General features: G+C 29.7%; 23 protein-coding genes. 15 read left to right on the forward strand and 8 right to left on the reverse strand.

Annotated elements, in window-relative coordinates; genetic code table 11:
- Positions 1 to 2 precede the first annotated feature (2 nt).
- Positions 3 to 2,234 (forward strand): OmpA family protein, encoded by a 2,232-nt coding sequence (locus CLV86_RS00825; RefSeq protein ID WP_121048510.1) that lies wholly within the window; start codon positions 3 to 5, stop codon positions 2,232 to 2,234.
- A gap of 141 nt (positions 2,235 to 2,375) precedes the next feature.
- Here CLV86_RS00825 and CLV86_RS00830 read toward each other — a convergent pair whose 3' ends face one another.
- Entirely contained in the window at positions 2,376 to 2,699 is a 324-nt protein-coding gene (locus tag CLV86_RS00830; RefSeq protein WP_076733297.1) for a YbaB/EbfC family nucleoid-associated protein, read from the reverse strand.
- 137 nt (positions 2,700 to 2,836) lie between these two features.
- On the opposite strand from CLV86_RS00830, the gene CLV86_RS00835 reads away from it, so the two are divergent.
- The 3 genes from CLV86_RS00835 (at position 2,837) to capB (ending at position 7,419) form a co-directional block, all read left to right on the forward strand.
- The gene (locus CLV86_RS00835; RefSeq protein ID WP_121048513.1) at positions 2,837 to 4,906 is read left to right on the forward strand and encodes a S9 family peptidase; all 2,070 of its coding nucleotides are present in this window, start codon (positions 2,837 to 2,839) and stop codon (positions 4,904 to 4,906) included.
- Positions 4,907 to 4,978: 72 nt separating this feature from the next.
- Positions 4,979 to 6,019 carry a cysteate synthase gene (gene capA / locus CLV86_RS00840; RefSeq protein WP_121048516.1) on the forward strand — a complete coding sequence of 347 codons (1,041 nt, stop codon included), beginning with the start codon at positions 4,979 to 4,981 and terminating at the stop codon, positions 6,017 to 6,019.
- Between the two features lie 140 nt (positions 6,020 to 6,159).
- Positions 6,160 to 7,419: a cysteate-C-fatty acyltransferase gene (capB, locus tag CLV86_RS00845; RefSeq protein ID WP_076733294.1), complete on the forward strand. Its 1,260-nt coding sequence runs from the start codon at positions 6,160 to 6,162 to the stop codon at positions 7,417 to 7,419.
- A gap of 79 nt (positions 7,420 to 7,498) precedes the next feature.
- On the opposite strand, the gene CLV86_RS00850 is transcribed toward capB, so the two are convergent.
- The gene (locus CLV86_RS00850; RefSeq protein ID WP_121048519.1) at positions 7,499 to 8,620 is read right to left on the reverse strand and encodes a GTP cyclohydrolase; all 1,122 of its coding nucleotides are present in this window, start codon (positions 8,618 to 8,620) and stop codon (positions 7,499 to 7,501) included.
- A gap of 5 nt (positions 8,621 to 8,625) precedes the next feature.
- Complete coding sequence (locus CLV86_RS00855) at positions 8,626 to 9,645, reverse strand: transporter (protein WP_121048522.1); 1,020 nt, start codon at positions 9,643 to 9,645, stop codon at positions 8,626 to 8,628.
- 110 nt (positions 9,646 to 9,755) lie between these two features.
- On the opposite strand from CLV86_RS00855, the gene CLV86_RS00860 reads away from it, so the two are divergent.
- The 4 genes from CLV86_RS00860 to CLV86_RS00875 are packed head-to-tail and all read left to right on the forward strand — an operon-like array spanning position 9,756 to position 15,271.
- Positions 9,756 to 10,010, forward strand: coding sequence for a DUF4834 family protein (locus CLV86_RS00860; RefSeq protein WP_317042510.1), 255 nt, complete (start codon positions 9,756 to 9,758; stop codon positions 10,008 to 10,010).
- A 31-nt stretch (positions 10,011 to 10,041) separates the two neighbouring features.
- Positions 10,042 to 12,507 (forward strand): YfhO family protein, encoded by a 2,466-nt coding sequence (locus tag CLV86_RS00865; protein WP_121048525.1) that lies wholly within the window; start codon positions 10,042 to 10,044, stop codon positions 12,505 to 12,507.
- Entirely contained in the window at positions 12,500 to 13,783 is a 1,284-nt protein-coding gene (locus tag CLV86_RS00870; RefSeq protein WP_121048528.1) for a glycosyltransferase, read from the forward strand. Before CLV86_RS00865 ends, CLV86_RS00870 begins: the two co-directional genes overlap by 8 nt.
- Positions 13,784 to 13,816: 33 nt before the next feature.
- Positions 13,817 to 15,271: an oligosaccharide flippase family protein gene (locus tag CLV86_RS00875; protein WP_121048531.1), complete on the forward strand. Its 1,455-nt coding sequence runs from the start codon at positions 13,817 to 13,819 to the stop codon at positions 15,269 to 15,271.
- A gap of 71 nt (positions 15,272 to 15,342) precedes the next feature.
- On the opposite strand, the gene CLV86_RS00880 is transcribed toward CLV86_RS00875, so the two are convergent.
- On the reverse strand, positions 15,343 to 16,425 hold the full coding sequence (locus tag CLV86_RS00880) for a hypothetical protein (protein WP_121048534.1): 1,083 nt from the start codon (positions 16,423 to 16,425) through the stop codon (positions 15,343 to 15,345).
- A gap of 128 nt (positions 16,426 to 16,553) precedes the next feature.
- On the opposite strand from CLV86_RS00880, the gene CLV86_RS00885 reads away from it, so the two are divergent.
- The 3 genes from CLV86_RS00885 to CLV86_RS00895 all read left to right on the forward strand — a co-directional run bounded on the left by CLV86_RS00885 (position 16,554) and on the right by CLV86_RS00895 (position 17,871).
- Positions 16,554 to 17,165, forward strand: coding sequence for a DEAD/DEAH box helicase (locus CLV86_RS00885; RefSeq protein WP_121048538.1), 612 nt, complete (start codon positions 16,554 to 16,556; stop codon positions 17,163 to 17,165).
- 93 nt (positions 17,166 to 17,258) lie between these two features.
- Positions 17,259 to 17,627 (forward strand): DUF2085 domain-containing protein, encoded by a 369-nt coding sequence (locus CLV86_RS00890; protein WP_076733285.1) that lies wholly within the window; start codon positions 17,259 to 17,261, stop codon positions 17,625 to 17,627.
- 4 nt (positions 17,628 to 17,631) lie between these two features.
- On the forward strand, positions 17,632 to 17,871 hold the full coding sequence (locus tag CLV86_RS00895) for a hypothetical protein (RefSeq protein ID WP_076733284.1): 240 nt from the start codon (positions 17,632 to 17,634) through the stop codon (positions 17,869 to 17,871).
- A gap of 89 nt (positions 17,872 to 17,960) precedes the next feature.
- Here the strand turns inward: CLV86_RS00895 and CLV86_RS00900 are convergent, their stop codons facing one another.
- The gene (locus CLV86_RS00900; RefSeq protein WP_147427007.1) at positions 17,961 to 18,611 is read right to left on the reverse strand and encodes a hypothetical protein; all 651 of its coding nucleotides are present in this window, start codon (positions 18,609 to 18,611) and stop codon (positions 17,961 to 17,963) included.
- Between the two features lie 214 nt (positions 18,612 to 18,825).
- Between CLV86_RS00900 and CLV86_RS00905 the strand changes: the two genes are divergently transcribed.
- Entirely contained in the window at positions 18,826 to 19,878 is a 1,053-nt protein-coding gene (locus tag CLV86_RS00905) for a DUF3667 domain-containing protein (RefSeq protein ID WP_121048544.1), read from the forward strand.
- 16 nt (positions 19,879 to 19,894) lie between these two features.
- Here CLV86_RS00905 and uvrA read toward each other — a convergent pair whose 3' ends face one another.
- Entirely contained in the window at positions 19,895 to 22,681 is a 2,787-nt protein-coding gene (gene uvrA, locus CLV86_RS00910) for an excinuclease ABC subunit UvrA (protein ID WP_121048547.1), read from the reverse strand.
- 231 nt (positions 22,682 to 22,912) lie between these two features.
- On the opposite strand from uvrA, the gene CLV86_RS00915 reads away from it, so the two are divergent.
- Together CLV86_RS00915 and CLV86_RS14185 are read left to right on the forward strand one after the other, a co-directional pair.
- Positions 22,913 to 23,497, forward strand: coding sequence for an RNA polymerase sigma factor (locus CLV86_RS00915; RefSeq protein WP_076733280.1), 585 nt, complete (start codon positions 22,913 to 22,915; stop codon positions 23,495 to 23,497).
- Positions 23,498 to 23,555: 58 nt separating this feature from the next.
- Complete coding sequence (locus CLV86_RS14185) at positions 23,556 to 23,699, forward strand: hypothetical protein (protein WP_170148498.1); 144 nt, start codon at positions 23,556 to 23,558, stop codon at positions 23,697 to 23,699.
- 47 nt (positions 23,700 to 23,746) lie between these two features.
- Here the strand turns inward: CLV86_RS14185 and CLV86_RS00920 are convergent, their stop codons facing one another.
- The gene (locus tag CLV86_RS00920) at positions 23,747 to 24,409 is read right to left on the reverse strand and encodes an endonuclease III domain-containing protein (protein ID WP_121048550.1); all 663 of its coding nucleotides are present in this window, start codon (positions 24,407 to 24,409) and stop codon (positions 23,747 to 23,749) included.
- A 46-nt stretch (positions 24,410 to 24,455) separates the two neighbouring features.
- On the opposite strand from CLV86_RS00920, the gene bcp reads away from it, so the two are divergent.
- Positions 24,456 to 24,911 carry a thioredoxin-dependent thiol peroxidase gene (bcp, locus tag CLV86_RS00925; RefSeq protein WP_121048553.1) on the forward strand — a complete coding sequence of 152 codons (456 nt, stop codon included), beginning with the start codon at positions 24,456 to 24,458 and terminating at the stop codon, positions 24,909 to 24,911.
- An 81-nt stretch (positions 24,912 to 24,992) separates the two neighbouring features.
- Here the strand turns inward: bcp and CLV86_RS00930 are convergent, their stop codons facing one another.
- Complete coding sequence (locus tag CLV86_RS00930; protein WP_121048556.1) at positions 24,993 to 25,571, reverse strand: type 1 periplasmic binding fold superfamily protein; 579 nt, start codon at positions 25,569 to 25,571, stop codon at positions 24,993 to 24,995.

Raw genomic sequence — 25,571 nt, forward strand, 5'->3', positions numbered from 1 at the left:
AAATGAAAAAAGCATTACTAACAATCTTATCTTTTGTAGTCTGCACAGTCGCTTTTGCACAAGATTTACCAACAAATCCTGATCCAGGTAAATGTTATAAGCGTTGTGTTACGCCAGACGTATGGGTAAATCAAGATGTAACAATCCAAGTTGCTCCAGCTTACAAAAAATTAAAAGTAGTACCTGCACAGTACAGAACTGAAAATGTTGAAGTAGTAGTTCAATCTGCTGGTCAAGAATTATCAGTAGTACCTGCACAATATGAAACTCAAAATTTTGAAGTAACTGTAACTGGTCCTTCTCAAAGACTTGAAAAAGTAGCAGGTTCAACAGAGACTACTACTGAGGAAATGATTATTCAGCCAGCATACCAAGAATTAGAAGTTATTCCTGCTAAGTATGCAACAGAAAACTTTGAAGTTACAACTTCTGAAGGAGGACAAACTTTATCTGTAGTACCAGCAAAATTAGGAACAGAAACTTTTGAAGTTGTTGTTACAGAAGCTAGCCAGAGATTAGAAGTAATACCTGCACAATATGAAACAAGAACAGAAACTGTTGTTGTTCAAGAAGCTTACCAAAAATTAGAAACTGTACCTGCACAGTATGAAACAAGAACAGAAACTGTTGTTGTTACAGAAGCTGGACAGCGTATGGAAATTGTTCCTGCTAAATGGGCAACAGAGAATGTAGAAGTTGTTGTTCAACCAGCATCTTCTCGTATAGAAATTGTACCAGCTCAATACGGAACAGAAACAGAAACTGTTGTAGTTAAAGAAGCTAGCCAAAGATTAGAAGTTATACCAGCTGTTTGGGGAACTGAAACTTTAACTTATAAGAAAAGAGAATATGGAAATACTTTAAAAGTTGTTCCTGCAAGTTTCTCTACAGATTACCAAGTAATCGAAACTAAGCCAGCAACTGCTAAATGGGGAATGAGTGATACTCCTGCTGCAGATTGTGCTTCTAGCGATCCTAACGATTGTAGATACTGGTGTTATAAAAATGTACCAGCTCAAAACATTACTGTAAACACTACTGTTTTAACTAATGATGCTTCTGTAATTACAACTCCTGGTTGTGATACAGCTAATGCTAACGAGTCTGATTGTGGTATGGGAACTTATACTAGAAAAGTAGTTACAACTCCAGCAACAACAAGAGTAATAGATATTCCTGCTGTAACTAAAGAGGTTAAAAGAACAGTAATGACTCAGCCTTCAACTACAAGATCTATCCCTATTCCTGCAGTAACTAAGACAATTAAGAAAACTGTATTAGTTTCTCCAGCAACAACAAGAGTAATAGATATTCCTGCTGTAACTAAAGAGGTTACTAGACAAGTAATGGTAACACCTCCAACAACAAGAGCTATTGATATTCCTGCTGTAACTAAAGAGGTAAAAAGAACTGTTATGGTAACACCTCCAACAACAAGAGTTATTGAAATTCCTGCTGTAACTAAAACAATGAAGCGTACTGTATTAGCAACTCCTGCTACAACAAGAGTAACAGAAATTCCTGCTACAACAAAAACAATGAAGCGTACTGTAATGGCAACACCTCCAACTACAAGAGCTATCGATATACCTTCTAAGTCTACAACTATTAGAAAGACTGTACTTACTCCAGAAACTACAAGAACTGTAGATATTCCTGCTGTAACAAAAACTATGAAGCGTGTAGTAATGACTACTCCTCCTACAACTAGAGTAATTGAAGTACCACAAAAAACAGCTACTTTAAAAACTACAGTATTAGCTAGCGATGCTAGAGTAGATGAAGTAACTATTCCTGCTGTAAATAAAACTGTAACAAAAGAAGTTTTACAGAAAAAAGGTGGTTTAACTACTTGGGCAGAAGTTGATTGTAAGTTAGTTGAGTACAACAGTCTTAACATAAACTGGAACTTAGGTTCTGCAACTTTAACTCCATCGGCTAAAGCTGAAATTGATAAAGTTTTATTACCAGTATTACAAAACGGTGTTTCTGTAGAGATTGCTTCTCACACAGATTCTAGAGGTTCAGCTGCATCTAACAGATCTTTATCTGAAAGAAGAGCACAAGCTGTAACTAACTACTTAATCTCTAAAGGAATCAACTCTTCAAGAATTGTTTCTAATGGTTATGGAGAAGCTAGATTAGCTAACAGATGTTCAGATGGTGTTTCTTGTACAGAAAGAGAGCACTTACAAAACAGAAGAACAGAGTTTAGAGTAATTGACGCTAACTAAGATTTAAGTTCTTATTTCATTTATATAAAAAGAAGCCTTCGGGCTTCTTTTTTTGTTTTATACGTTATGTTTGTAATATAAATTAAAAAGCCTCCTAAAATTTTATAATTTTAGGAGGCTTTAATAATTGTTTAAAATAAATTATTTAAACATATCCATTCCAGGTATATTAGGCATACCGTCTTTAGCAACTGCGGCTAATTCTGCTTCATTAATTTTTGTTGCTTTTTCAATAGCTTTGTTTAAAGTTATTATTAAATAATCTTCTAATTGCTCTTTATCTTCTAATAAACTGTCGTCTATAGCGATTGTTTTTAAAGTTCTATTAGCTGTTAGTGTAACTTTTAATAATCCGTCATTACTTTTTTCGTCTACTAAAACAGTGTTTAATCTTTCTTTAGTATCTTCTACTTTTTGTTGGGTTTCTTTAAGTTTACCCATCATTCCTGCTAAATCTCCAAACATAATTTTATTTTAAATTGTATTTTACAAATTTATTAAATAGAAATTATAATAACCAAAATATTATCTATTATGAAAATTATTACACCAGTTTTAGTTATATGGCTTATTTTTGTTATTTCCTTTAACAAAATTTAAAAATGTCTGAAACAACAATAACAGTTAATCCTCCAATAGCAAAGAAAATTGAGAAAACTCTTGAAAAACACGGAGATATTAGAATAGATAATTATTTCTGGATGAATGATAGAGAAGATGAAAATGTTATTAATCATCTAAATAAAGAAAATGAATATACCAGTTTAGTTTTAAAACATACCGAAATATTTCAGAAAGATTTATTTGAGGAAATGAAAGGTAGAATAAAAGAAGATGATAGCTCGGTTCCTTATAAATTAAACGGTTATTGGTATATTACGAAATTTGAAAAAGGAAAAGATTATCCAATTTACACAAGAAAAAAAGACTCATTACAAGCAGAGGAAGAAATAATTTTTGATTGTAATGAAATGGCTAAAGGCTATTCGTATTTTAAATTAGGAGGAATTGCTATAAGTCCAGATAATACAATGGCTAGCTTTGCCGTAGATACGGTAAGTAGAAGGCAATATACCATACAAATAAAAAATCTAAAAACTGGAGAGTTGTTTTCTGATAAAATTGAAAATACCACAGGAAGTTCTACTTGGGCAAATGATAACAAAACTTTGTTTTATACCAAAAAGGATGATGTAACATTAAGGTCAGATAAAATATACAAACATCAATTAAATACCGATACCTCAAAAGATATTTTAGTATATCATGAAAAAGATGATACATTTAATTCATTTGTATATAAAACAAAATCTAAAAAATATATAGTTATTGGTTCATCGAGCACATTAACTTCAGAATATAGAATTTTAGAAGCAAATAATCCAGATGGAGAGTTTAAAGTATTCCAAGAACGTGTTCGTGAATTAGAATATTCTATAGCGCACTATAATGATAGTTTCTATATTGTTACAAATAAAGACAATGCTACTAATTTTAAGTTACAAAAAACAGCCGAAAGTAATACAACAAAAGAGAATTGGATAGATGTTTTACCTCATAGAAATGATGTTTTATTAGAAGATATAGAGATTTTTAAGGATTATCTTGTAGTAAACGAAAGACAAAACGGACTCAATAAGATTAGAATTATTAGCTGGAACGGAGATCAGGATTATTACTTGCCATTTCATAGCGAAACCTATACAGCAAATTTAGGTAACAATCCAGATTTTAATAGTGAAGAGTTACGTTATAATTATAATGGCTTAACCACACCAAGTTCTGTTATTGATTATAATTTTAAAACTAAAGTAAAAACAATAAAAAAAGAACAAGAAGTTTTAGGAGGTAAATTTAATAAAGATAATTACGAGTCTAAACGAATATGGGCAACAGCTAAAGATGGTGTTAAAATACCAATGTCTATTGTTTACAAAAAAGGAATTAAACTTAATGGAAAAAATCCAGTACTTCAATATGCTTACGGATCTTATGGTTCAACTATAGATCCCTATTTTTCAACTATAAGATTAAGTTTATTAGATAGAGGGTTTATTTATGCAATTTCACACATAAGAGGAGGAGAGTATTTAGGGAGAGAATGGTATGAAAATGGTAAGTTATTAACTAAAATGAACACTTTTACAGATTTTATAGATTGTTCTAAATTTTTAATAGAAGAAAATTACACATCTGCAGAGCATTTATATGCAATGGGCGGAAGTGCAGGAGGTTTATTAATGGGAACTGTAATTAATCTTAATCCAGAATTATATAAAGGAGTAATTGCTGCAGTACCATTTGTAGATGTTGTAACTACAATGTTAGATGATACCATACCTTTAACTACAGGAGAATATGATGAATGGGGAAACCCAAACGAAAAGAAATATTACGATTATATGAAATCATATTCACCTTATGATAATGTAGTTTCTAAAAATTATCCAAATCTTTTGGTAACAACAGGATTGCATGACTCTCAAGTACAATATTTCGAACCAGCAAAATGGGTAGCAAAATTAAGAGAATTAAAAACAGACAATAATAAGTTACTTTTTCATATAGATATGGAAGCAGGACATGGTGGTGCTTCAGGACGATTTGAAAGTTTAAAAGAAGTTGCATTAGAATATGCGTTTCTATTTGATTTAGAAGGAATTGACCATTAAAAAAAAAATGCTTATTTTTGCCAGGTTTTATGTTGCATTTAACTAACTAAAGGAACAGAACTAAAATTGTTTATGGCACACAACAAACAAGTTTTTGATAATGTATTAGACCTTATTGGCAATACACCGATGATAAAACTAAAAAAAATGACATCCGAGTTTAAAGGAAACTTTTTAGCTAAAGTAGAAGCTTTTAACCCAGGACATTCTTCAAAAGATAGAATAGCATTATATATTATAGAGCAAGCTGAAAAGCAAGGTATTTTAAAACCTGGCGATACAATTATTGAAACTACATCTGGTAACACTGGATTTAGTATAGCAATGGTTAGCGTAATAAAAGGTTACGATTGTATTCTTGCAGTAAGTTCAAAATCTTCGGCAGATAAAATAGATATGCTTAAAAACATGGGAGCAAGAGTTTATGTTTGTCCAGCAAATGTAAGTGCAGATGACCCAAGATCTTATTACCAAGTAGCAAAACGTTTACATGATGAAATAAAAGGTTCGGTTTATATTAACCAATATTTCAATCAATTAAATATGGATGCGCATTATGCCTCAACAGGTCCAGAAATTTGGAATCAAACAAATGGAAAAATTACACACTTAATAGCGTGTAGTGGAACAGGAGGAACAATTTCTGGTACAGCTAAGTATTTAAAAGAACAGAACCCAAACATTAAAGTTATTGGTGTAGATGCTTTTGGTTCAGTATTAAAAAAATACCATGAGACCAGAGAATTTGATGAAAAGGAAATTTATCCATATAGAATAGAAGGTTTAGGTAAAAACTTAATACCAACCGCTACAGATTTTGATGCAATAGACAAGTTTGTTAAGGTAACAGATGAAGAAAGTGCACATACAGCAAGAGAAATTGCAAGAACAGAAGGTTTATTTGTAGGTTACACATCTGGTGCAGCTATGCAAGCCATTAAGCAACTAGACGCAGAAGGAGAATTTAAAGCTAATGATACGGTAGTTGTTATATTTCCAGATCACGGTTCACGCTATATGAGTAAAGTTTATAGCGATAAATGGATGAATGAGCAAGGATTTTTTGATAGTCAAAATGTGGAAGCCGCAGAAAGCATTCAATACATTAAATAAAATTTATAGATAATTAAAAAAGAAGCTGATAACCTTAAAGAAGATATCAGCTTTTTTTATTTTAAGAATAGAAGGAAAAAATATTATGCAAAAAACTGAGAATTGCGTATTTTTGTAAATTCTAAACTAATTAAGTACAAATGAAAGATTTATTCGCAAAGATATATAAGGATAAAGGACCATTGGGAAAATGGGCAGAGCAGGCAGAAGGTTATTTTGTTTTTCCAAAATTGGAAGGACAAATTTCTAACCGAATGAAATTCCAAGGAAAAGATGTTATTACATGGAGTATTAACGATTACTTAGGTTTAGCAAATCATCCAGAAGTGCGTAAAGTGGATGCAGAAGCAGCTGCAGAGTATGGTTCGGCATACCCAATGGGAGCTAGAATGATGTCTGGTCACACAGAATTACACGAGCAATTACAAGACGAATTAGCAGCATTTGTTAATAAAGAAGCGGCTTATTTATTAAATTTTGGATACCAAGGTATGGTGTCTACTGTTGATGCTTTAGTAGCAAAGGATGATATTATTGTTTACGATGTAGATGCACACGCATGTATTATTGATGGAGTTAGATTACACCATGGCAAACGTTTTACATATAAGCACAACGATATTGAAAGCTTAGAAAAAAACTTAGAACGTGCTACAAAAATGGCAGAAACAACCGGAGGAGGAATTTTGGTAATTTCTGAAGGTGTTTTTGGTATGCGTGGAGAACAAGGACGTTTAAAAGAAATTGTAGCTCTTAAAAAGAAATTTAATTTTAGGTTATTTGTAGATGATGCTCATGGTTTTGGTACATTAGGAAAAACAGGAGCAGGAGCAGGAGAAGAGCAAGGAGTACAAGATGATATAGATGTTTATTTTGCAACTTTTGCAAAATCTATGGCAAGTACAGGAGCCTTTATTGCTGCAGATAGAGAAATTATAGATTATTTAAAGTACAACTTGCGTTCGCAAATGTTTGCTAAATCTTTACAGATGCAATTAGTAGTAGGTGCTTTAAAACGTTTAGATATGTTACGCACAATGCCAGAGTTAAAAGAAAACTTATGGAAAATTGTTAATGCATTACAATCTGGTTTAAAAGAAAGAGGTTTCGATATTGGTACCACACAAAGTTGTGTTACGCCAGTATACTTAAAAGGAAGTATTCCTGAAGCTATGGCATTAGTTAGAGATTTACGTGAAAATTATGGTATTTTCTGTTCTATAGTTGTGTATCCTGTAATACCAAAAGGATTAATATTACTGCGTATGATTCCTACAGCAACACATACGTTACAAGATGTAGCAGAAACTTTAGATGCATTTGATGCTATTAGAGATCGTTTAGAAAATGGAACGTATAAAAGAATGTCTGCCGCTTTAATTAAAGCAATGGGAGAGTAATTTTTTTTCAATTATAATATAAAAAATCCGATTCTAATGAATCGGATTTTTTTGTTTTAAAACAGTTTTTTATAAAAAACTATTCAATATTTTTTCGATATGTTTTTCTTCGTTTTATAACTTTAGGATTAAAGTGTTTCCATATTTTATGTATAGCTTCATTATCCTCTAATTCAGGAGTTCTATAACAATCAACAATACCTTTTGTTTTAAAAGTTTCGTAATATTCGTTAAAAATAACAGCGTGAACACCTTTATTTTGGTAATCTGGATGTACACCAATTAAATAGAAAACAACATCTTTACTAGACTTTTTTGCTTTTAATAATTTTGCAAAGCCAAAAGGAAATAATTTACCATTCATTTCTTGTAAAGCATATGCAAACCTAGGCATTACAATTGCAAAAGCAACCATATTATCATTTTCGTCAACAACAAATTTTATATATTCAGGATTAACAAAAGAGATAAATTTCTTTTTAAAATATTCTTTTTGAATATCTGTTATTTCAACAAAAGAAGATAATTTTCCATATGAAGCGTTAAACAAATCAAACATTTTATCTGCATATGGCATTACATCAGATGTTTTTGTAAGTTGAAGTGCTTTTAACTTATATCTTCTTTTAATAAGTTCTTGTGCTTTTTTAAAAAAATCTGGTTTTACGTTTTCAAAAGGAAACTTACTTTCGGAGTAGCTTTTCTCTATTTTAAATCCTAATGCTTCGTAGTGTTTAACATAATATTCGTGGTTATACCAGGTTATCATGTTGCTTATTTGGTTAAAACCTTCGGTCATAACTCCAACTTTATCTAAGTTAGAAAAACCTACCGGTCCTTCTGTAAATTTTAGATTATGCTGTTTTCCTATTTTAATAACCTCTTCTATTAATTTTTTAGAGACTTCTAAATCATCTATAAAATCAAACCAACCAAAACGCATTTTAAGTTGATTTTGGTTTTTTACTTCAAGCCAATTAATAATAGCTGCAACACGACCAACAAGTTTTTCGTTTTTATAAGCTAAAATTAATGTTGCTTCAGCATCGTTAAAAATAGGATTTTTATCTGTATTAAAAGTTTCCATTTCTTGACTAATAATTGGTGGTACCCAATATTTAGAGTCTTTATATAACGAAAAAGGAAATTTAACAAAGGACTTTAAGTCCTTTTTTGTTTTAACTATTTTGGTTGTTATCATAAGGATTAGTTGTCATCAAAATCTATCTCCTGAGTCTCTTTTTTTCGTTTATTATTTGATGTGTCGTCACCATTTTTTTTGTTCTTTTTATTTCTTTTCTTATTTGCTTTTCTTTCAGCTTCTTCTTCGGCAGAAGTTCCATTATCTAAACCTGGATCTTTATGGAAGTCTAAACGATAAGATACTCCTAAATTTAAACTAAAAACCGATGGTGTGTCCTTGGTATTAAATGTAACAGCTGTATCCAATTGAAAATTTTTATTCCAAAGATAAGCGCCTCCAAACCTAAATAGATTATCGGCATAGAAATCGCTATGTATACCTTGTGTTTCACCAAATAACACCCATTGTTCGTTTATGGCTTTAGTTAGCGTTAGTATGTACTGAAAATCTGAAAAATCACTACCAATCCTATCTTTAGAAAAATTGGTAACAAATACCCAACCACTAGAAAAGTTATTTTGAGTTGCAAGCATTACTTTTGGACTAAAACCTTCAATTCCAGAAGCAGTGTATGGGTTGTCTTTAGAATCAAAATTGGCGCCAACGTAAACGGCAACGGCTGGAATTAAATTTTTCCATTTAAAACGTCTATTTGCGTGATAGCTAAATATATTAGGTTTTTCTTCCTCCGCATTTTTATATGGATCGTACACCAGATACTTTGCACCAAGTGTTAACTGTTTAAAATTAGATCTTTCTAATTCTGAAGGAATTGAGGAACGGTAATCGGTTTGTGTATCGTTTTGGTATATTCCTTCTATGTTAATTTCTAATTGTGGCAGTAGTAAACCGTAACGAGCAGCAAAATCAACACCAAAACCAGAAACATCATATTTTAAAGGTGTGTGTTCTTCTTTTACTGTGTATGGTCCAGCTTCAAACTGAACAACATTTGTTCCAACCGAAAAAGCCGATCTAGAAACTCCTGGACGGTTAGAATTAATAACTTCAGTGTATTGCGCGTAGGCTGTTAAACTTGCAATACATAAGACTATTGTTAAATAGGTTTTGTTTAATAACATAAGTTTTGGTTTAGCTTCAAATATAGAGATTTTATATTTTTTTTAAGTGTTTATATATTAAATTACTCTATAAGATTTGTATTTTTGTTATTCATTTTTAGATTATTATTTTGAAAGTATTACTCATAATTTTATTAATTTATCTTGGAATAAAAATTATTTCAAAATATTTTGGACCTTCAATATTAAAATACTTCACTAAAAAAGCTGTAGAGCGTTTTGGTGGACAATTTAGAGATTTCAGTAACCAAAAACAACAGCAACCACAACAAAAAACAGGCGAAATATCTATAGATAAAATGCCTGAAAATAAAACTTCAAACAAAACGGTTGGTGAATATGTAGATTACGAGGAAATTGATTAATTTCCGTTTTTAAAGATATACTCTATTATTTATGCAATCAAATATTAAAAAAATTCTACCACATATACTTGTGTTTGTAGGATTTATTATACTTTCTTTAGCTTATTTTAGTCCTGTTTTACAAGGAAAACAAATATTGCAAAGCGATATACTACATTATAATGGTATGGCTAAGCAACAACGCGATTTTAAAGCAGCTACAGGAGAAGAAACATATTGGACAAATAGTGCCTTTGGCGGTATGCCAACCTACCAACTTGGAGCAAGATATCCATATACATATATAAAGAGTTTAGATTTAGGACTTAGATTTTTGCCAAGACCAGCAGATTATCTTTTTTTATACTTTGCAGGTTTTTATATACTACTATTATGTTTAAAAGTTAATTTTAAATTAGCTACACTTGGCGCACTAGCATTTGGTTTTTCTACATATTTAATAATAATTATTGGTGTTGGGCATAATAGTAAAGCACATGCTATTGCTTATATGCCTTTAGTTTTAAGTGGTATTATTTTAACCTTTAGAAAAAAGTATATTCTAGGTTTTGTAGTAACTGCTATAGCAATGGGATTAGAGTTAGTAGCTAACCATTTGCAAATGACGTATTATTTAATGTTTCTAGTTATAGTTTTAGGAATAGTATATTTAATAGATGCATATAAAAAGAGCGTTTTACCACATTTTTTTAAATCTGTAGGCATTTTATTAGCCGCTGTTTTTTTAGCTATTGGCTTAAATGCAGCAAATATAATGGCCACAATAGAATATGGAGAAGAAAGTACAAGAAGTAAAACTAATCTAACCATAAACCCAGATGGCTCAGCTAAAAAAGATATAAGTTCAGGCTTAGCAAAAGAGAAAATAACAGAATATAGCTACGGATATCTTGAAACCTTTAATCTTTTTATACCACGATTTTTAGGAGGAGGAATGGGAGAGGATTTAGGTAAAGAATCTGAGTTTTATAATTTTTATAGAAGTCAAGGTGTACCACCTTTAGAAGCAGCAGAAGCCTCTAAAGGAGTGCCTACTTATTGGGGAGACCAACCAATTGTAGAAGCTCCAGCTTATATTGGAGCAGTAGTATTGTTTCTTTTTGTTTTTGCACTATTTATAGTAAAAGGAAGACTTAAATGGTGGTTGGTATCCGGCTCAATATTAGCGTTATTATTATCTTATGGAAAAAATTTAGGGTTCTTAACAGACTTTTTTATAAATTTTGTACCATTATACGATAAGTTTAGAGCCGTTACTTCAATTCAAGTTATTTTAGAACTTTGTATTCCTGTATTAGCAATCTTTGGTTTGGTTAAACTATTTAATGATTTTGAAAAAAATGAAGAAAAGTTAAAAGCCTTAAAATTTTCAACATTAATTACTGCAGGTTTATGTGCTACATTTTTAATATTTAGATATACAGGAATAGTTTTAGACTTTGAAGGTATAAGAGATGCAAGCTGGGCAGAAGGTGGAGGACAGCCATTTGTAGATGCTATTGTAGCAGATAGAAAATCTATTTTTACAAAAGATACATTACGTACATTATTTTTAGTTTTACTATCAGCAGGAACAGTTTATTTATTTTTAAAACAAAAACTTTCTGAAGGTAAAGTGGTAATTGTCTTTGCAGTCTTAATTCTTTTTGATTTAGTAGGCGTAGATAGACGCTATGTTAATACCGAGAATTTTGTATCGAGTAGAGAAGTACAATCACCATTTAAACCTAATAATGCCGATAAGAAAATATTAAGCGAAAAAGGAAACTTTAGAGTTTACGATGTTAGTTCTGGAGCTGGAAGAGCGATTTCTCAAAATGTAAACGATATGACTTCTGGAGCTACATCTGCACCATATTTTCATAATACGGTTAATGGTTACCATGCAGCTAAATTAAAAAGATTCGATGAACTGTCAGATTTCTTTCCATTTACTAGGCACCCAGAAATGCTTAATATGTTTAATATTAAATACATTATTTCTGAAGATGAGAGTAACCAACCTTATCCTTATTTAAATACTGAAGCTAATGGTAATGCATGGTTTGTTGAAAAAATTACAAAGGTAAACTCTGCAGACGAAGAGATGTTATCTCTTTTAGATTTGAATACTAAAAATGAAGCTGTTACCTTAACTTCAAATATTAATAAAAATACATTTAAGTTAGATTCTTTAGCGTCAATTAAAGTTTTAGATTACAAACCAAATTATATAAAGTACGAATCTGTTAACAATAATGATGGTTATGCTGTGTTTTCAGAAATGTATTATAAAAATGGTTGGAATGCTTATATAGACAATAAAGAATCAGATTATAATCGAGTTAATTACCTTTTAAGAGGTATGGAAATACCTAAAGGAAAACATATTATAGAGTTTAAATTTGAACCACAAGTTGTAAAAACAGGAGGTTCTATAGCTTTAGCGAGTTCTATTGCATTAATTTTAATAGCTTTAGGAGGTTTGTTTTTTAATTTTAGAAGAAAAAATGAATAAAAAAAAAGTTTTAATCATTACTTACTATTGGCCACCAGCTGGAGGTCCGGGAGTACAACGGTGGTTAAAATTTGTAAAATATTTACCTCAGTATGGTATAGAACCTATTGTTTATTGTCCTTCTAATCCTATTTATCCTCAAACCGATAAAAGTTTGTTAAAGGAAGTGTCAAATGGTATAACGATACTAAAACAGCCTATAAATGAGCCTTATAAAGTGGCTAATTTCTTCTCTAAAGATTCTAAAACTATTAGTAAAGGCATTATACCCGAAGAAAAGAAGCAAACCTTAATGCAAAAAGCAATGCTTTTTATTCGTGGAAATTTTTTTATACCAGATGCTAGAAAAAATTGGATTAAACCATCGGTAAGGTATCTATCTACATATATTGCAGACTTTAATATAGATACAGTAATTACTACTGGTCCACCACATAGTTTACATATTATAGGATTAAAGCTTAAAAAACAATTAGATATTAATTGGATTGCAGATTTTCGTGATCCATGGACAACCATTGGATATCACAAACAACTTAAGCTTACAAATGTAGCGGCAAATAAGCATAAAAAATTAGAAAAAGAAGTACTTAATACAGCGAATACAATTATTGTAACTAGCGAAGTAACTAAAAAAGAATTTCAAGATATAACTAGTAAGCAAATAGAAGTTATTACAAATGGTTATGATATAGAAAAAGAAAGTGATATAGTTCTAGATACTCAATTTACATTATCGCATATAGGATCTTTTTTATCTAAACGTAATCCTGAAATTTTATGGCAGTCTCTGCATGAATTAATTGAAGAACACCAAGATTTTGCTAAATATTTTAGATTGAATTTAGTAGGTTTGGTAGGAGAAGAAATAATAAAAACTATAGAAAGATATGGTTTAACTAATTATGTAAATAACATAGGTTATGTATCGCATATAGAGTCTGTTAAGTATCAAAAAAAATCTCAATCGTTATTGTTAATAGAAATTGATTCTCAAGATACTAAGGCTATTATTCCTGGAAAATTATTTGAATATTTAGTGTCAAATAGACCAATTATTGCTATTGGACCAACTGGTTCTGATGTTGAAAGTATAATAAAAGAAACTAAGACAGGAGACTATTTTTATTATTCAGATTTAGAAACACTAAAATCTAAAATATTATCTCATTTTAACGCTTTTAAAACTAAAAATTTAGAAGTTAGTCCAATAGGTGTTGAGAAATATAGTCGAGAAAATTTAACCAAAAAATTATCAGAAGTAATTTTTAAATAGCAATATAATAGTATTCTTAATCTTTAAAATGTTATGGGAATTGTAATAAAGCAATCTATACAAAACACAATAACTACTTACTTAGGTTTTGTAGTTGGTGCTGTAAACGCTTTATTTCTTTACACTCAATTTTTAACTCCAGAAAATTATGGTTTAATAGGGTATTTGCTTTCTACAGCTAATGTTATGATGCCTTTATTTATGTTTGGAGTTAGCAATACACTTGTTAAATTTTTTTCATCATATAAAACTAAAAAACAGCAAAATGGTTTTTTAACATTAATGCTTTTTTTGCCTTTATTGGTTATTGTACCAATTGGTTTTATTGGTGTATTAGGATATCAGGCTATAAGTGGATGGCTATCATCAGAAAATGAGATTATTAAAAATTACACGTACTTAATTTACATTATAGCTGTTGCTATGGCTTACTTCGAAATTTTTTTTGCGTGGAGTAAAATTCATTATAAAAGTGCTTTTGGAAATATAATGAAAGAGGTATTTCATCGTGTTTGTATTTTTATTTTACTTTTTGCTTTGCATTACAAGTTGCTTACTGTAGACCAATTTATAATTGCTGTTGCTATAGTGTATGTAATAAGAATGTTAATTATGAAATTTTATGCTTTTAGTTTAAGAATTCCAAAGCTAGATTTCAATTTTAATTTTAATGTATCTAGTGTATTAAAATATAGTTTTTTAATTATTATAGCAGGATCTGTTGCTATGTTTATGCTGGATTTAGACAAGTTTATGTTAGGTAAACTTATAGTTATAGATAATATAGCTTATTATAATGTAGCAATATTTGTTGCTACTGTAATAGCAGTGCCTTCAAGAGCTATGCATCAAATAACATATCCATTAACTGCAAAGTATTTAAACGAAAATGATAAGGTATCGCTTGTTAATTTATATAAAAAATCTTCTTTAAATTTAATAATTGTAAGTGGCATTATCTTCACTTTAGTTATAGTAAATATTAACGATTTATATGCATTGTTAAACCCAGAATATAGCAAAGCTTTATATGTAGTTATTATAATTTCTATAGTAAAATTATTAGATAATTTATTAGGTATAAATAATTCTATTATATTTAATTCAAACTACTATAGAATTATACTCTTTTTTGGTGTATTAATAATACTTGTTGCAGTATTACTTAATTATTTATTAATTCCTATTTATAATATAAATGGAGCTGCTATAGCTACTTTTTTAGCTATGTTTTTATATGGCAGTTTAAAATTATGGTATGTAAATAAAAAATTTAAAATGCATCCTTTTTCGGTATATACTTTTTATATATTATTGTTAATATTATTGCTCTCACTTACATTTTATTTTTTGGATTTTGGTTTTCATTCAATTATAAATATTATAATAAAATCGACAGTGGTTGTTGCGCTATATGGATTTATTGTATATCGTTTTAATCTTTCAGAAGATATTACAACTATTTTAAATAAATTATTAAAGCAATAAAAAACATCTTGAAACTTGCTTTGGGTAACAAGTAACAAGATGTTTAATCCTATTAATTAAAATAATAGATATTATCTACGAGATCTATTTGTAGATGTTCTTTTAGAACTTGATTTAGTATTTCTACTAGTCGATGCAACTCTGTTTTGAACTTTTTTAGTACTACGTTGTGCCGTTCTATTTGAGCTTGTTCTAGGTGTGCTTGCACTACTGTTTCTTGTTCTAGTTCTAGTAGCAGTGTTTTTAGTAACACTTCTGTTGGTTCTTGGAGTTGATGATACAGTATTAGTTCGCGTTCTTGTTTTAGGTGTTGCATTACTTCTTGTTCTTGGAGTAGAAGTAGTTTTAACTCTAGTTCTAGTTGTAGTAGAAGTATTGCTTCTTGTTCTAGGTGTTGAGTTAGATAAACTGTTACGAGTTCTAGCTCTTGGTGTTGCTGCTAAACGAGTCCTACCTTCGGTTCTAGATGCATAACTTCTATTTCTTGTAATTGTATTACCTCTTCGACTTGCAACAGCAGTTTTTCTTCTATAATTATTAGTATAAGGTCTGTTATATTTATATCTAATTGGAGTATAATATTGTCTGTAAGGTCTATTAAAAACTACACAGTAGTTTACGCTAGGTACTGCATAATATCTATGCCATGGTCTAAAAACATACGCTCTATTATATACGTTTATAAATCCAGTATAGTGAGAAAAAACATTATATCTGTTATAATGAATATATAAGCCACCTACACGTGTTACATATCCTCGGTTATTATAATTTATGTATATATCTCCGGCTTGAATAATTCGTCCATAATAATCGTAAAAAATGGGAGTATTTTCAATTTGAATAATAGCACCAAACTCATCGTATTGTACATAAGCATCATAATTATAACCAGAATTAAAGCTAATATTTACATTGGGAGTACCAACCGAAACATTTACTTGAGGTCCACGATTTGGCATGTAAAAATCAAATTGCCCATCTGCATAAACAGAAAACTCAATACCTTGTTCCATAAAGATAAAAGATTTTCCATATCCTCTATAAGAGGTCGTAGCGTTACTTTCTAAGGTTTTTAGGTTGTTAGTATTTTCTGCATTTACTGTAAAACTTGTGAAAAGTAATAAAGAAAATAAATAGATTAAATGTTTCATAATATTCGTTTTTAAGATTGAATATTATTTAATTTACAAGCATCGTGCCAAAAAGGAAAACGTTGTAGTTTTGTAAACTGAAGAATTACACGTAGTTTCGCGATATTCTTAATATTAGAGAACATAATATGTCGTTTAAAAAATTAAACCCACAAATTCTAGAAGCTTTAGAAAATAATAATTTTGAAGCGCCAACTCCATTGCAAAAAAAAATCTTGCCAATAATTAAGGGAGGAGCAAATGTATTTTGTATTGGAAAAAAAGGTAGCGGAAAAACTACAGCAATTATAATTAGTGTTTTACAAAAATTAAAATGTAAACCAGAAGGTGATGCGCCTCGTGCTTTAATTTTAGTTGAAACAAAAGCTGAAGCACTAAAGCTTAAAGAAGCATTTGAAGATTTTATTAAACTTAGAGAATTAAGAATATATGCAGCTTACGATGAACAAACACTAGAGCAGCAACGAGAAGAAATTTACTATGGCCAAGATATTTTAATAGCAACTCCTAAACGCTTAAATAAATTGTATTTAATGAATAGTTTAGATCTTAGTCAATTAAAAATGTATATTCTTGAAGATGCAGAGTTTGCAGAAAAAGGACTTTATTTTGCGGCAATTAATAGAATTCCAGAAAGTATAGACAGATGTCAATATCTTATTTTTGCCGAAAATTTGAGCCCTAAATTAAAACGTTTTGAAAATACGTTTATGTTTCGATCTCAAATTGTTAAAGTTTAATGCTTTATTAAATAAGTATTCAATAATTTTTATTTATAAAAATGAATTCTTAAACTTGTACATGCTTTTTTAAGAAAAAAGCAATTATTTTAAATGATAAAAATAAGTAATTATAGTATAAAAGGAGCAAAATTAAGTTTCTCTTATTGCCATAGGCTACCGGAGCGCTCTTTTTTTTACAAAGGAAAACAGTTTCCGCTTTGCGCTAGATGCACTGGTATTAATCTTGCTTATTTTTTAATTCCTGTTTTTGCATTTGGTTTTATTAAAATCTCTTTATGGTGGTCTATAATAATGATATTGCCAACATATATAGATGGTACAATTCAAGCATATACAAAATACGAAAGCAATAATATATTAAGATTTACTACAGGAATTATTTCTGGAATAGGTACTGTGTCTTTATTAACAATTATAGGAATTGCAATAGGAAAACTAATATTAACCTTTATACACTAAAACTATGTCTGATCAATTAAACAACCCAAACCACAATCCAAACGATCAATTGGAAACAGGAATGAAAATATTATCATTTTGTATTCCTTTAGCTGGTGCAATTATTTATTTTACAAGTAAAGATAAGTCTCCAAACAAAGCAAAACAAGCATGCCATATGGCTCTTTATGGAGCAGGAGCTGCAATTGTTATTAATATACTATTTACTATTTTAGGTATTGGTGCTTCTGCAATGGGATCATAATATTTATTTTATTTAAAATAAAAACCCACAAATTGTATAATTTGTGGGTTTTCTTATTTAGTTGCTTTTGTATTAAAGTTTTTAACTTTTTAGCTTAGTGCTTTTTCATTATTTCTATAGTAAAAATGCCCATTATTACTATTCCAGTTGTTGCCCGAGTTATTATTTTGTTGAGTTGGAATGTTATAATAATTTGTATTATTAAAATTTACTTGGCCAATAGTTTTAATTAATTGCCCATGTCTATTGTATTTTAATTTTAAACCTCCAACTTGAGTTAATAACCCGTTTCTATTATATTTCATGTAAACACTACCAAGTCTTTTTACTTGACCATTTCGGGTATAATTTACAAATACATTACCAATACGTCTTACTTTACCATTGTTGTCGTGTGTTACAATTACACCACGACTTCTTGGCGTAGAGTAGGAGACTTGAGTTCCAGGAGCACCAAACGTTCTGTTTATGGCGCTACGTTTAGTATTTGTTTTTCTATAATAATCGTCATAATTACTGTGGTTAGATTCTAAGTTTGTATTAAAATCGAAGGAACCATCTGCAAAAATTAAAAATTCTACTCCGCGCTCAATAAATTGAATAGGTTCTATAAAATTATAATTACTAATTCTATTTTCTAATTGTTTAACTTCATTTAAAGATTTCTCTTTTTTTTCAATTGCTGTTACAGTAGTTAATCCCATTAACAATCCTGTAAATAATAGTACTAATTTTTTCATAGTATTGCGGTATTAAATTTATGCGTATTTCTGAACGTTTCAAAAAAAGCTAAAAGCCTACGCTATTTGTTATATAAGTTTTCAATATGCGTGCCAAACTGTAAAAGTGTTATTTTTACTAGGTGTTTCAGCCTATTTTAAATAGAGTTTAGTTATTGTTTAAGTTTTTCAAAATTGGTTTTTTATACTATATTTACATGTAGAAACCAACCCAATGTCTTTAGAATATAAAAGTTGCAAAAACTGCGATTCTAATTTTAGAAGTATTTATAAATACTGTCCAGAGTGTGGCATGAAATCTAAAGAAGAACTTACCTTAGGTGTACTTTTTTACAATACAATAAATAACTATTTACTTTACGACTCTAAGTTTTTTAAAAGTTTTATACCATTAATGGTTAAACCAGGTTTTTTGGCTAATAAATTTATAGCTGGAAAGCGTTTGTCGTTTTTACATCCTGCCCAATTGTACTTGTTTGTAACTTTTATTTTCTTTTTTATGTTCTCGTTTGTAACCAATAAGCAAGAATTAAAACTAAATCAAGAATTTAATAAAGCAACTACAGAAATTAAAAATGAATTAGAAGCTCAAAAAAGTGATTCTTTAAATAGAATAGAATTGTATAACACTTTAAAAAAAACACAGCAGTTTACAGGACAAAATGATAAAGTAATAGATTCTATTGTTGCAAATACAGATTTTAGTAAATCTAAAAATAAAATTAGTTTTGGTTACGATGTAAAAAAAGTAGATTCTTTATTAGAAATTAATGCACCTAAAAATGATATTTATCTAGAAATGGGTATGCATGAAAACCCTTACTGGATAGAGAAAATAATCTATCCACAAGTTTTAAAATTTCATCAAGAGCAAAATATAGGAACCATTTGGAATTCTATGATAAAAGCAACGCCAATAGCTCTATTTATACTTTTACCAATATTCGCATTATTATTAAAAATTTTCTATTATAATAAAGGAAAATATGCATACCATTTAGTATTTACATTTTACTTTTTTTCTTATTTGTTTGTAGTATTTAGTATTCTTTTAATTGCCGATTTTATAACTACAGTACCAGGTTGGATAGATTTATTAATATTACTATCTACTTTTATATACTTGGTAATTGCATTAAAAAAGTTTTATAATCAAGGTTGGTTTTTAAGTTATTTAAAAAGTGCTTTAATTACTTTTTTCTTTTTAATATTTGTAATGCCTATAGCTTTTGTAGCACTTGGTTTTATTACTTTTTTACTATACTAAAAAGCAATTTAAAACATTATAATTTTTCTTTTAAATACTTTCCTGTTTCAGAGGTTTTTACTTTTATAATTTCTTCTGGTGTACCAAAAGCCACTAAATTACCACCATTTTCTCCACCAGTTGGACCTAAATCTATTATATAATCTGCACATTTAATTAATTCTAAATTATGCTCTACAACAATAATAGAATGTCCTTTTTCTATTAAGGCGTTAAAAGATTTTAATAGTTTTTGAATGTCGTGAAAATGTAAACCTGTTGTTGGTTCATCAAAAATAAATAAAGCTGTTTCTTTAGTGTTTCCTTTTCCTAAAAACGATGCTAATTTAATACGTTGAGCTTCACCACCAGAAAGTGTAGATGAACTTTGACCTAAAGTTACGTAACCTAAACCTACATCTTGTAATGGTTGTAATTTGTTTTTAATTTTAGTAACATGATTGGCATCAAAAAATGCAATAGCATCATCAATAGTCATGTTTAGAATATCGTCTATATTTTTATCGGCAAAAGTAACCTCAAGTACTTCTTTTTTAAAGCGTTTACCTTTACATGTTTCGCATTCTAAATGCACATCTGCCATAAACTGCATTTCTATAGTTACTTCGCCTTCACCTTTACAAGTTTCACAACGTCCGCCATCTACATTAAAACTAAAATGCTTAGCCGCATAATTTCTTATAGTACTAATTTTTTGTTTGCTGTAAAGTGCTCTAATATCGTCGTAAGCTTTTATATATGTAACAGGATTCGATCTAGACGAGCGCCCAATAGGGTTTTGGTCTACAAATTCTATATGTTTTACGTTGCTATAATTTCCTTTTAATTCTGAAAATTGTCCAGGTTTATCACCAAAACCAGTTAGTTCTTTTTGTATTGCTGGATATAATATTTTTTTAACTAAAGTACTTTTTCCACTTCCTGAAACTCCTGTAATTACAGTTAGCATACCTAACGGAAAAGAAACATCAATATTTTTTAAATTGTTTTCACGAGCACCTTTAATATCTATACTGTATTTAGAGGTTCTTCGTTTTTTGGGAACTTCAATTTTTAAAGTTTCATTTAAATATTGTGCTGTTAATGATTTAGAAGCTAAAATATCTTTAAACGTTCCTGTTGCTACAACTTGGCCTCCAAGTGTACCAGCTTCTGGTCCAATATCTATAATTTCGTCAGCTTCTTTCATGATATCCTCATCATGCTCAACTACAATTACTGTGTTTCCTAAATCGCGCAATGCTTTTAAAACTAATATTAACCTTTCTGTATCTTTAGGGTGTAAACCTATACTAGGTTCGTCTAAAATATACATAGAGCCTACTAAACTACTGCCAAGCGAAGTGGCAAGGTTTATACGTTGGCTTTCACCACCAGATAATGTATTAGATTTTCGGTTTAATGTTAAATAATCTAAACCTACGTTAGATAAAAATTCTAATCGGTTTTCAATTTCTTTTAATAAACGTTTTGCAATGGTTGTATCGTGATCGTTTAATTCCAGTTGCTTAAAGAAATTGGTAAGTTTATCTAGTGGCATTTCAACCAAGTCTGTAAGTGTAGCATTACCTATTTTTACATAATTAGCTTCTGATCTTAAACGTTTACCATTGCACACCTTACATTTTGTTTTACCTCTGTAACGCGATAACATGACGCGATTTTGAATTTTATAGGCTTTACTTTCTAATTCTGCAAAAAAAGCATTTAAACCTTCAAAATATTTATTTCCTTTCCAGATTAAATCTTTGTTTTTTTGGCTAAGCTCAAAATAAGGCTTATGTATAGGGAAATCGAATTTATGCGAGTTGTTAACCAATTGGTCACGGTACCAACTCATACTTTCGCCACGCCACGGAAAAATAGCATTTTCGTATACCGATAATGCTGTATTTGGTATAACCAAATCATCATCAATACCAATTACATCGCCATAACCTTCACATTTTGGGCAAGCACCATACGGATTATTAAAACTAAATAAATGAACGTTTGGTTCTAAAAAAGTAATACCATCTAACTCAAATTTATTAGAAAATTGTTGTACACTATTATCGCTTAATTTTTCTATAAAACATTCGCCTTTACCTTCAAAAAAAGCAGTTTGTATAGCATCTGCTAAACGGTTATAAAAATCTTCATCATCTTTGGTTACAATTCTATCTACAACTAAAAATAAATCTTTGGTGTTTTCTGTAATACTTTCGGTTTTATCTAAACGTAAAACCTCTCCATTAGCTTTAATTCTGGCATAACCTTGCGCATTTAAAGTTTTTAGTTTGTCGCTTATTTCACGACCTTCTTCTAAATGAATAGGAGCGAGGAGCAATAGTTTTTCTCCAAGAGCAATAGATTTTACATAATTTAAAACATCTGTAACAGTGTCTTTTTTAACTTCTTGACCAGATACTGGAGAATATGTTTTACCAATTCTAGCAAAAAGGAGTTTAAGATAATCGTAAATTTCTGTAGTTGTACCAACTGTAGAACGTGGATTTGTAGAATTTACCTTTTGCTCAATGGCAATAGCAGGCGCAATACCTTTTATATAATTTACTTTAGGTTTATTTAGCCTACCTAAAAACTGTCTAGCATAACTAGATAAGCTTTCTACGTAGCGTCTTTGACCTTCAGCATACAAAGTGTCGAAGGCTAAACTAGACTTTCCAGAACCAGATAAACCAGTAATAACAACTAATTTGTTTCTAGGAATTACAACATCTATATTTTTTAAATTGTGCAGATTAGCACCTTTTATAATAATGTTTTGTTTAGGATTTACTTCGGAAAGCTTAATATTCATAAGTATTGTAATAAAAGTAATTGCAAAGATAGTACTTAATAAGAAGCTTATAAAAAAGATTATTGTGCAATAAAATGTTAAAAATTAATTTTTTTTTGTTTTTTCGGAATGATTGTTGTTATATTTACCTTGTTATTAACAAATTAAATTGTCGAGCCTATTACATAATATTACTTTTTAAATTAATTAACCTAAGCTGAAGCCCTAACTTCTGCAATAAAAAGTAACGTTATGCGACAAGAACTTATCACTGATGCTGTATTAATAAGCAGTTATATTAATGGAGATGAATCTTCTCTAGAAATTCTAATAAAAAGACACAAACAACGCATTTATAGTTTTATATACTCTAAAGTATATGATAGAGATATTGCTGAAGATATTTTTCAAGATACTTTTATAAAAGTTATTCGTACTCTAAAAAGAGGTAAATACAACGAAGAAGGTAAATTTTTACCTTGGGTAATGCGTATTGCACATAATTTAGTAATCGATCATTTTAGAAAAAACAATCGTATGCCTAAATTTGATAATAGTGGAGAGTTTAGTATTTTTTCTGTGTTAAGTGATACAAGTTTAAATGCAGAAAAAGCAATTATTAAAGATCAGGTAGAGAGTGATGTTAGGCGTTTAATAGAAGAGTTGCCAGACGACCAAAAAGAAGTTTTAGTAATGCGTATGTATCAAGATATGAGTTTTAAAGAAATCTCAGAACGTACAGGAGTAAGTATAAATACTGCATTAGGGCGTATGCGTTATGCTTTAATTAATATGCGCAAAGTAATAGACAAACACAATATAATATTAACGAATTAAAACATATACAATAATAAAATAAAAGCTGCGTTATTTATTTGAATCAACAAACAAATGCATGGCAAAAATTTACTCTAAAAATTCTAAAACAAAAAACAAAATGAACCCAAAAGATGAAACCATAAGTTTCATTCTTAATTATTCCAAAGCTTTAAGTGTTATAAATTATGAAAAATTGAAGTTTGAAGCGCTTCTGAATTAGACTAAAAATCCTGATTTATTAAATCAGGATTTTTTTTATTAATACATTTAATTTTTCTTTTTAAGTTTTTCGTATTCTTTTAAAACAGTACTTCTACCAATGGTTTTGGTAATAATATCTTTATCTAAATCCCAACCACGAGCAGGAGAGTATTCTCTACCGTACCAAATAATTTGAAGGTGTAAATCGTTCCAAGTTTCTTTTGGAAACAAACGTTTTGCATCTTTTTCGGTTTGCGCTAAGTTTTTGCCATTAGTTAAATTCCACCTATACATTAATCTATGAATGTGCGTGTCTACAGGAAAGGCAGGTACGCCAAAAGCTTGAGACATTACTACACTTGCTGTTTTATGGCCAACAGCAGGTAAGGCTTCTAAAGCTTCAAAACTTTTTGGAACTTCACCATTATGTTTATCTATTAAAATATGAGACAATCCATGAATGCCTTTACTTTTCATGGGTGATAAACCGCAAGGTCTAATAATTTCTTTTATTTCTTCAACACTCATTTTAATCATGTCGTAAGGATTATCTGCTTTTGCAAACAGTAAAGGTGTAATTTGGTTTACACGAACATCTGTACATTGCGCAGAAAGTAAGACAGCAACTAATAAAGTGTATGGATCTTTATGATCTAACGGAATAGGAATTTCTGGATATAATTCATTTAACGTATTTATAACGAAATCAACCTTTTCTTGTTTAGTCATTAATTGTATTTTTGATAAAAATTATTGAAAACTCAAAATTACAACTATGAATACATTAAAGCAAGGAGATAAAGTACCAGATTTTACAGTTAATGATCAAGATGGAAATGCTATTTCCTTAAGCGATTATAAAGGAAAAAAACTAATAGTATTTTTTTACCCTAAAGCAAGTACACCAGGTTGTACAGCAGAAGCTTGTAATTTAACAGATAATTATAAAGCATTACAAGATGAAGGCTATGAGATTTTAGGAGTTAGTGCAGATTCTGAAAAACGACAAACTAATTTTAGAAATAAATATAAATTTCCATTTCCGCTTTTAGCAGATGAAGACAAAGAAGTTATTAATGCGTTTGGAGTTTGGGGAGAAAAGAAATTTATGGGTAAAACTTATGAAGGTATCCATAGAAAAACCTTTTTAATAGATGAAAATGGAGTAGTGGAGCACGTAATTGATAAAGTAAAAACTAAAGATCACGCAGCACAGATATTAGAATTATAATATTTTATTTTTAATTATAAAAAAAAACTCAGAACCGCTATGGTTCTGAGTTTTTTTATAAACTTATTTTTAATATTCTGTTTACTGTATTTCTATAGAGAAAGCTACTTCAACGTCTGTTTCACCACCAGCATCACTTAAACCTGTGTTTGGTTTAGTTGGTTCGTGACGTAACGTAAACGTTAAAGTTCCAGTACTAGCTGCTCCAGTAGTAACTGTAAACTCTGTTCCTAATGGATTGTTATCACCATCAAAATTAGCATATTCTGTAGTTAAATCTAAACTACTACTAGCTGTGTAAAAGAATTGGTGCTCATCGTCTTCTTCTTCTACTTCTTCAGTAATATCTTCTGCAGGATCCTCAGTTTCGTTTAATAGTTGTATTTCACCATTGTAAGTAACTCCAGCATCTAAAACAGCATTAGTTAAATCATCAGGATAAGTAAATACTGGATTATTAGGTCCATCTCCATCTAAATCTTGCATTTGAAAAGTAATAGCAGTTCCACCTCCGTTAGGTGTTAGTGTTACATTAACTGTTGTAATTAACTCTTCTTCGTTTACAGGTACTGGAATAGTGATATTGTCATCATCATCAGAACATGAAGTGGCTAAAAAAAGAGATAAAATTGTAATTGTTATAAATTTAAAGTTTTTCAT

This window comes from Lacinutrix venerupis, assembly GCF_003663945.1.
Taxonomy (GTDB): domain Bacteria; phylum Bacteroidota; class Bacteroidia; order Flavobacteriales; family Flavobacteriaceae; genus Lacinutrix; species Lacinutrix venerupis.

Bases quoted from the DNA above. Each gene is read 5' to 3' on its own strand.
- CLV86_RS00825 (WP_121048510.1), top strand. From the start codon at position 3: ATGAAAAAAGCATTACTAACAATCTTATCTTTTGTAGTCTGCACAGTC.
- CLV86_RS00830 (WP_076733297.1), bottom strand. From the start codon at position 2,699: ATGTTTGGAGATTTAGCAGGAATGATGGGTAAACTTAAAGAAACCCAA.
- CLV86_RS00835 (WP_121048513.1), top strand. From the start codon at position 2,837: ATGTCTGAAACAACAATAACAGTTAATCCTCCAATAGCAAAGAAAATT.
- capA (WP_121048516.1), top strand. From the start codon at position 4,979: ATGGCACACAACAAACAAGTTTTTGATAATGTATTAGACCTTATTGGC.
- capB (WP_076733294.1), top strand. From the start codon at position 6,160: ATGAAAGATTTATTCGCAAAGATATATAAGGATAAAGGACCATTGGGA.
- CLV86_RS00850 (WP_121048519.1), bottom strand. From the start codon at position 8,620: ATGATAACAACCAAAATAGTTAAAACAAAAAAGGACTTAAAGTCCTTT.
- CLV86_RS00855 (WP_121048522.1), bottom strand. From the start codon at position 9,645: ATGTTATTAAACAAAACCTATTTAACAATAGTCTTATGTATTGCAAGT.
- CLV86_RS00865 (WP_121048525.1), top strand. From the start codon at position 10,042: ATGCAATCAAATATTAAAAAAATTCTACCACATATACTTGTGTTTGTA.
- CLV86_RS00870 (WP_121048528.1), top strand. From the start codon at position 12,500: ATGAATAAAAAAAAAGTTTTAATCATTACTTACTATTGGCCACCAGCT.
- CLV86_RS00875 (WP_121048531.1), top strand. From the start codon at position 13,817: ATGGGAATTGTAATAAAGCAATCTATACAAAACACAATAACTACTTAC.
- CLV86_RS00880 (WP_121048534.1), bottom strand. From the start codon at position 16,425: ATGAAACATTTAATCTATTTATTTTCTTTATTACTTTTCACAAGTTTT.
- CLV86_RS00885 (WP_121048538.1), top strand. From the start codon at position 16,554: ATGTCGTTTAAAAAATTAAACCCACAAATTCTAGAAGCTTTAGAAAAT.
- CLV86_RS00890 (WP_076733285.1), top strand. From the start codon at position 17,259: ATGATAAAAATAAGTAATTATAGTATAAAAGGAGCAAAATTAAGTTTC.
- CLV86_RS00895 (WP_076733284.1), top strand. From the start codon at position 17,632: ATGTCTGATCAATTAAACAACCCAAACCACAATCCAAACGATCAATTG.
- CLV86_RS00900 (WP_147427007.1), bottom strand. From the start codon at position 18,611: ATGAAAAAATTAGTACTATTATTTACAGGATTGTTAATGGGATTAACT.
- CLV86_RS00905 (WP_121048544.1), top strand. From the start codon at position 18,826: ATGTCTTTAGAATATAAAAGTTGCAAAAACTGCGATTCTAATTTTAGA.
- uvrA (WP_121048547.1), bottom strand. From the start codon at position 22,681: ATGAATATTAAGCTTTCCGAAGTAAATCCTAAACAAAACATTATTATA.
- CLV86_RS00915 (WP_076733280.1), top strand. From the start codon at position 22,913: ATGCGACAAGAACTTATCACTGATGCTGTATTAATAAGCAGTTATATT.
- CLV86_RS14185 (WP_170148498.1), top strand. From the start codon at position 23,556: ATGGCAAAAATTTACTCTAAAAATTCTAAAACAAAAAACAAAATGAAC.
- CLV86_RS00920 (WP_121048550.1), bottom strand. From the start codon at position 24,409: ATGACTAAACAAGAAAAGGTTGATTTCGTTATAAATACGTTAAATGAA.
- bcp (WP_121048553.1), top strand. From the start codon at position 24,456: ATGAATACATTAAAGCAAGGAGATAAAGTACCAGATTTTACAGTTAAT.
- CLV86_RS00930 (WP_121048556.1), bottom strand. From the start codon at position 25,571: ATGAAAAACTTTAAATTTATAACAATTACAATTTTATCTCTTTTTTTA.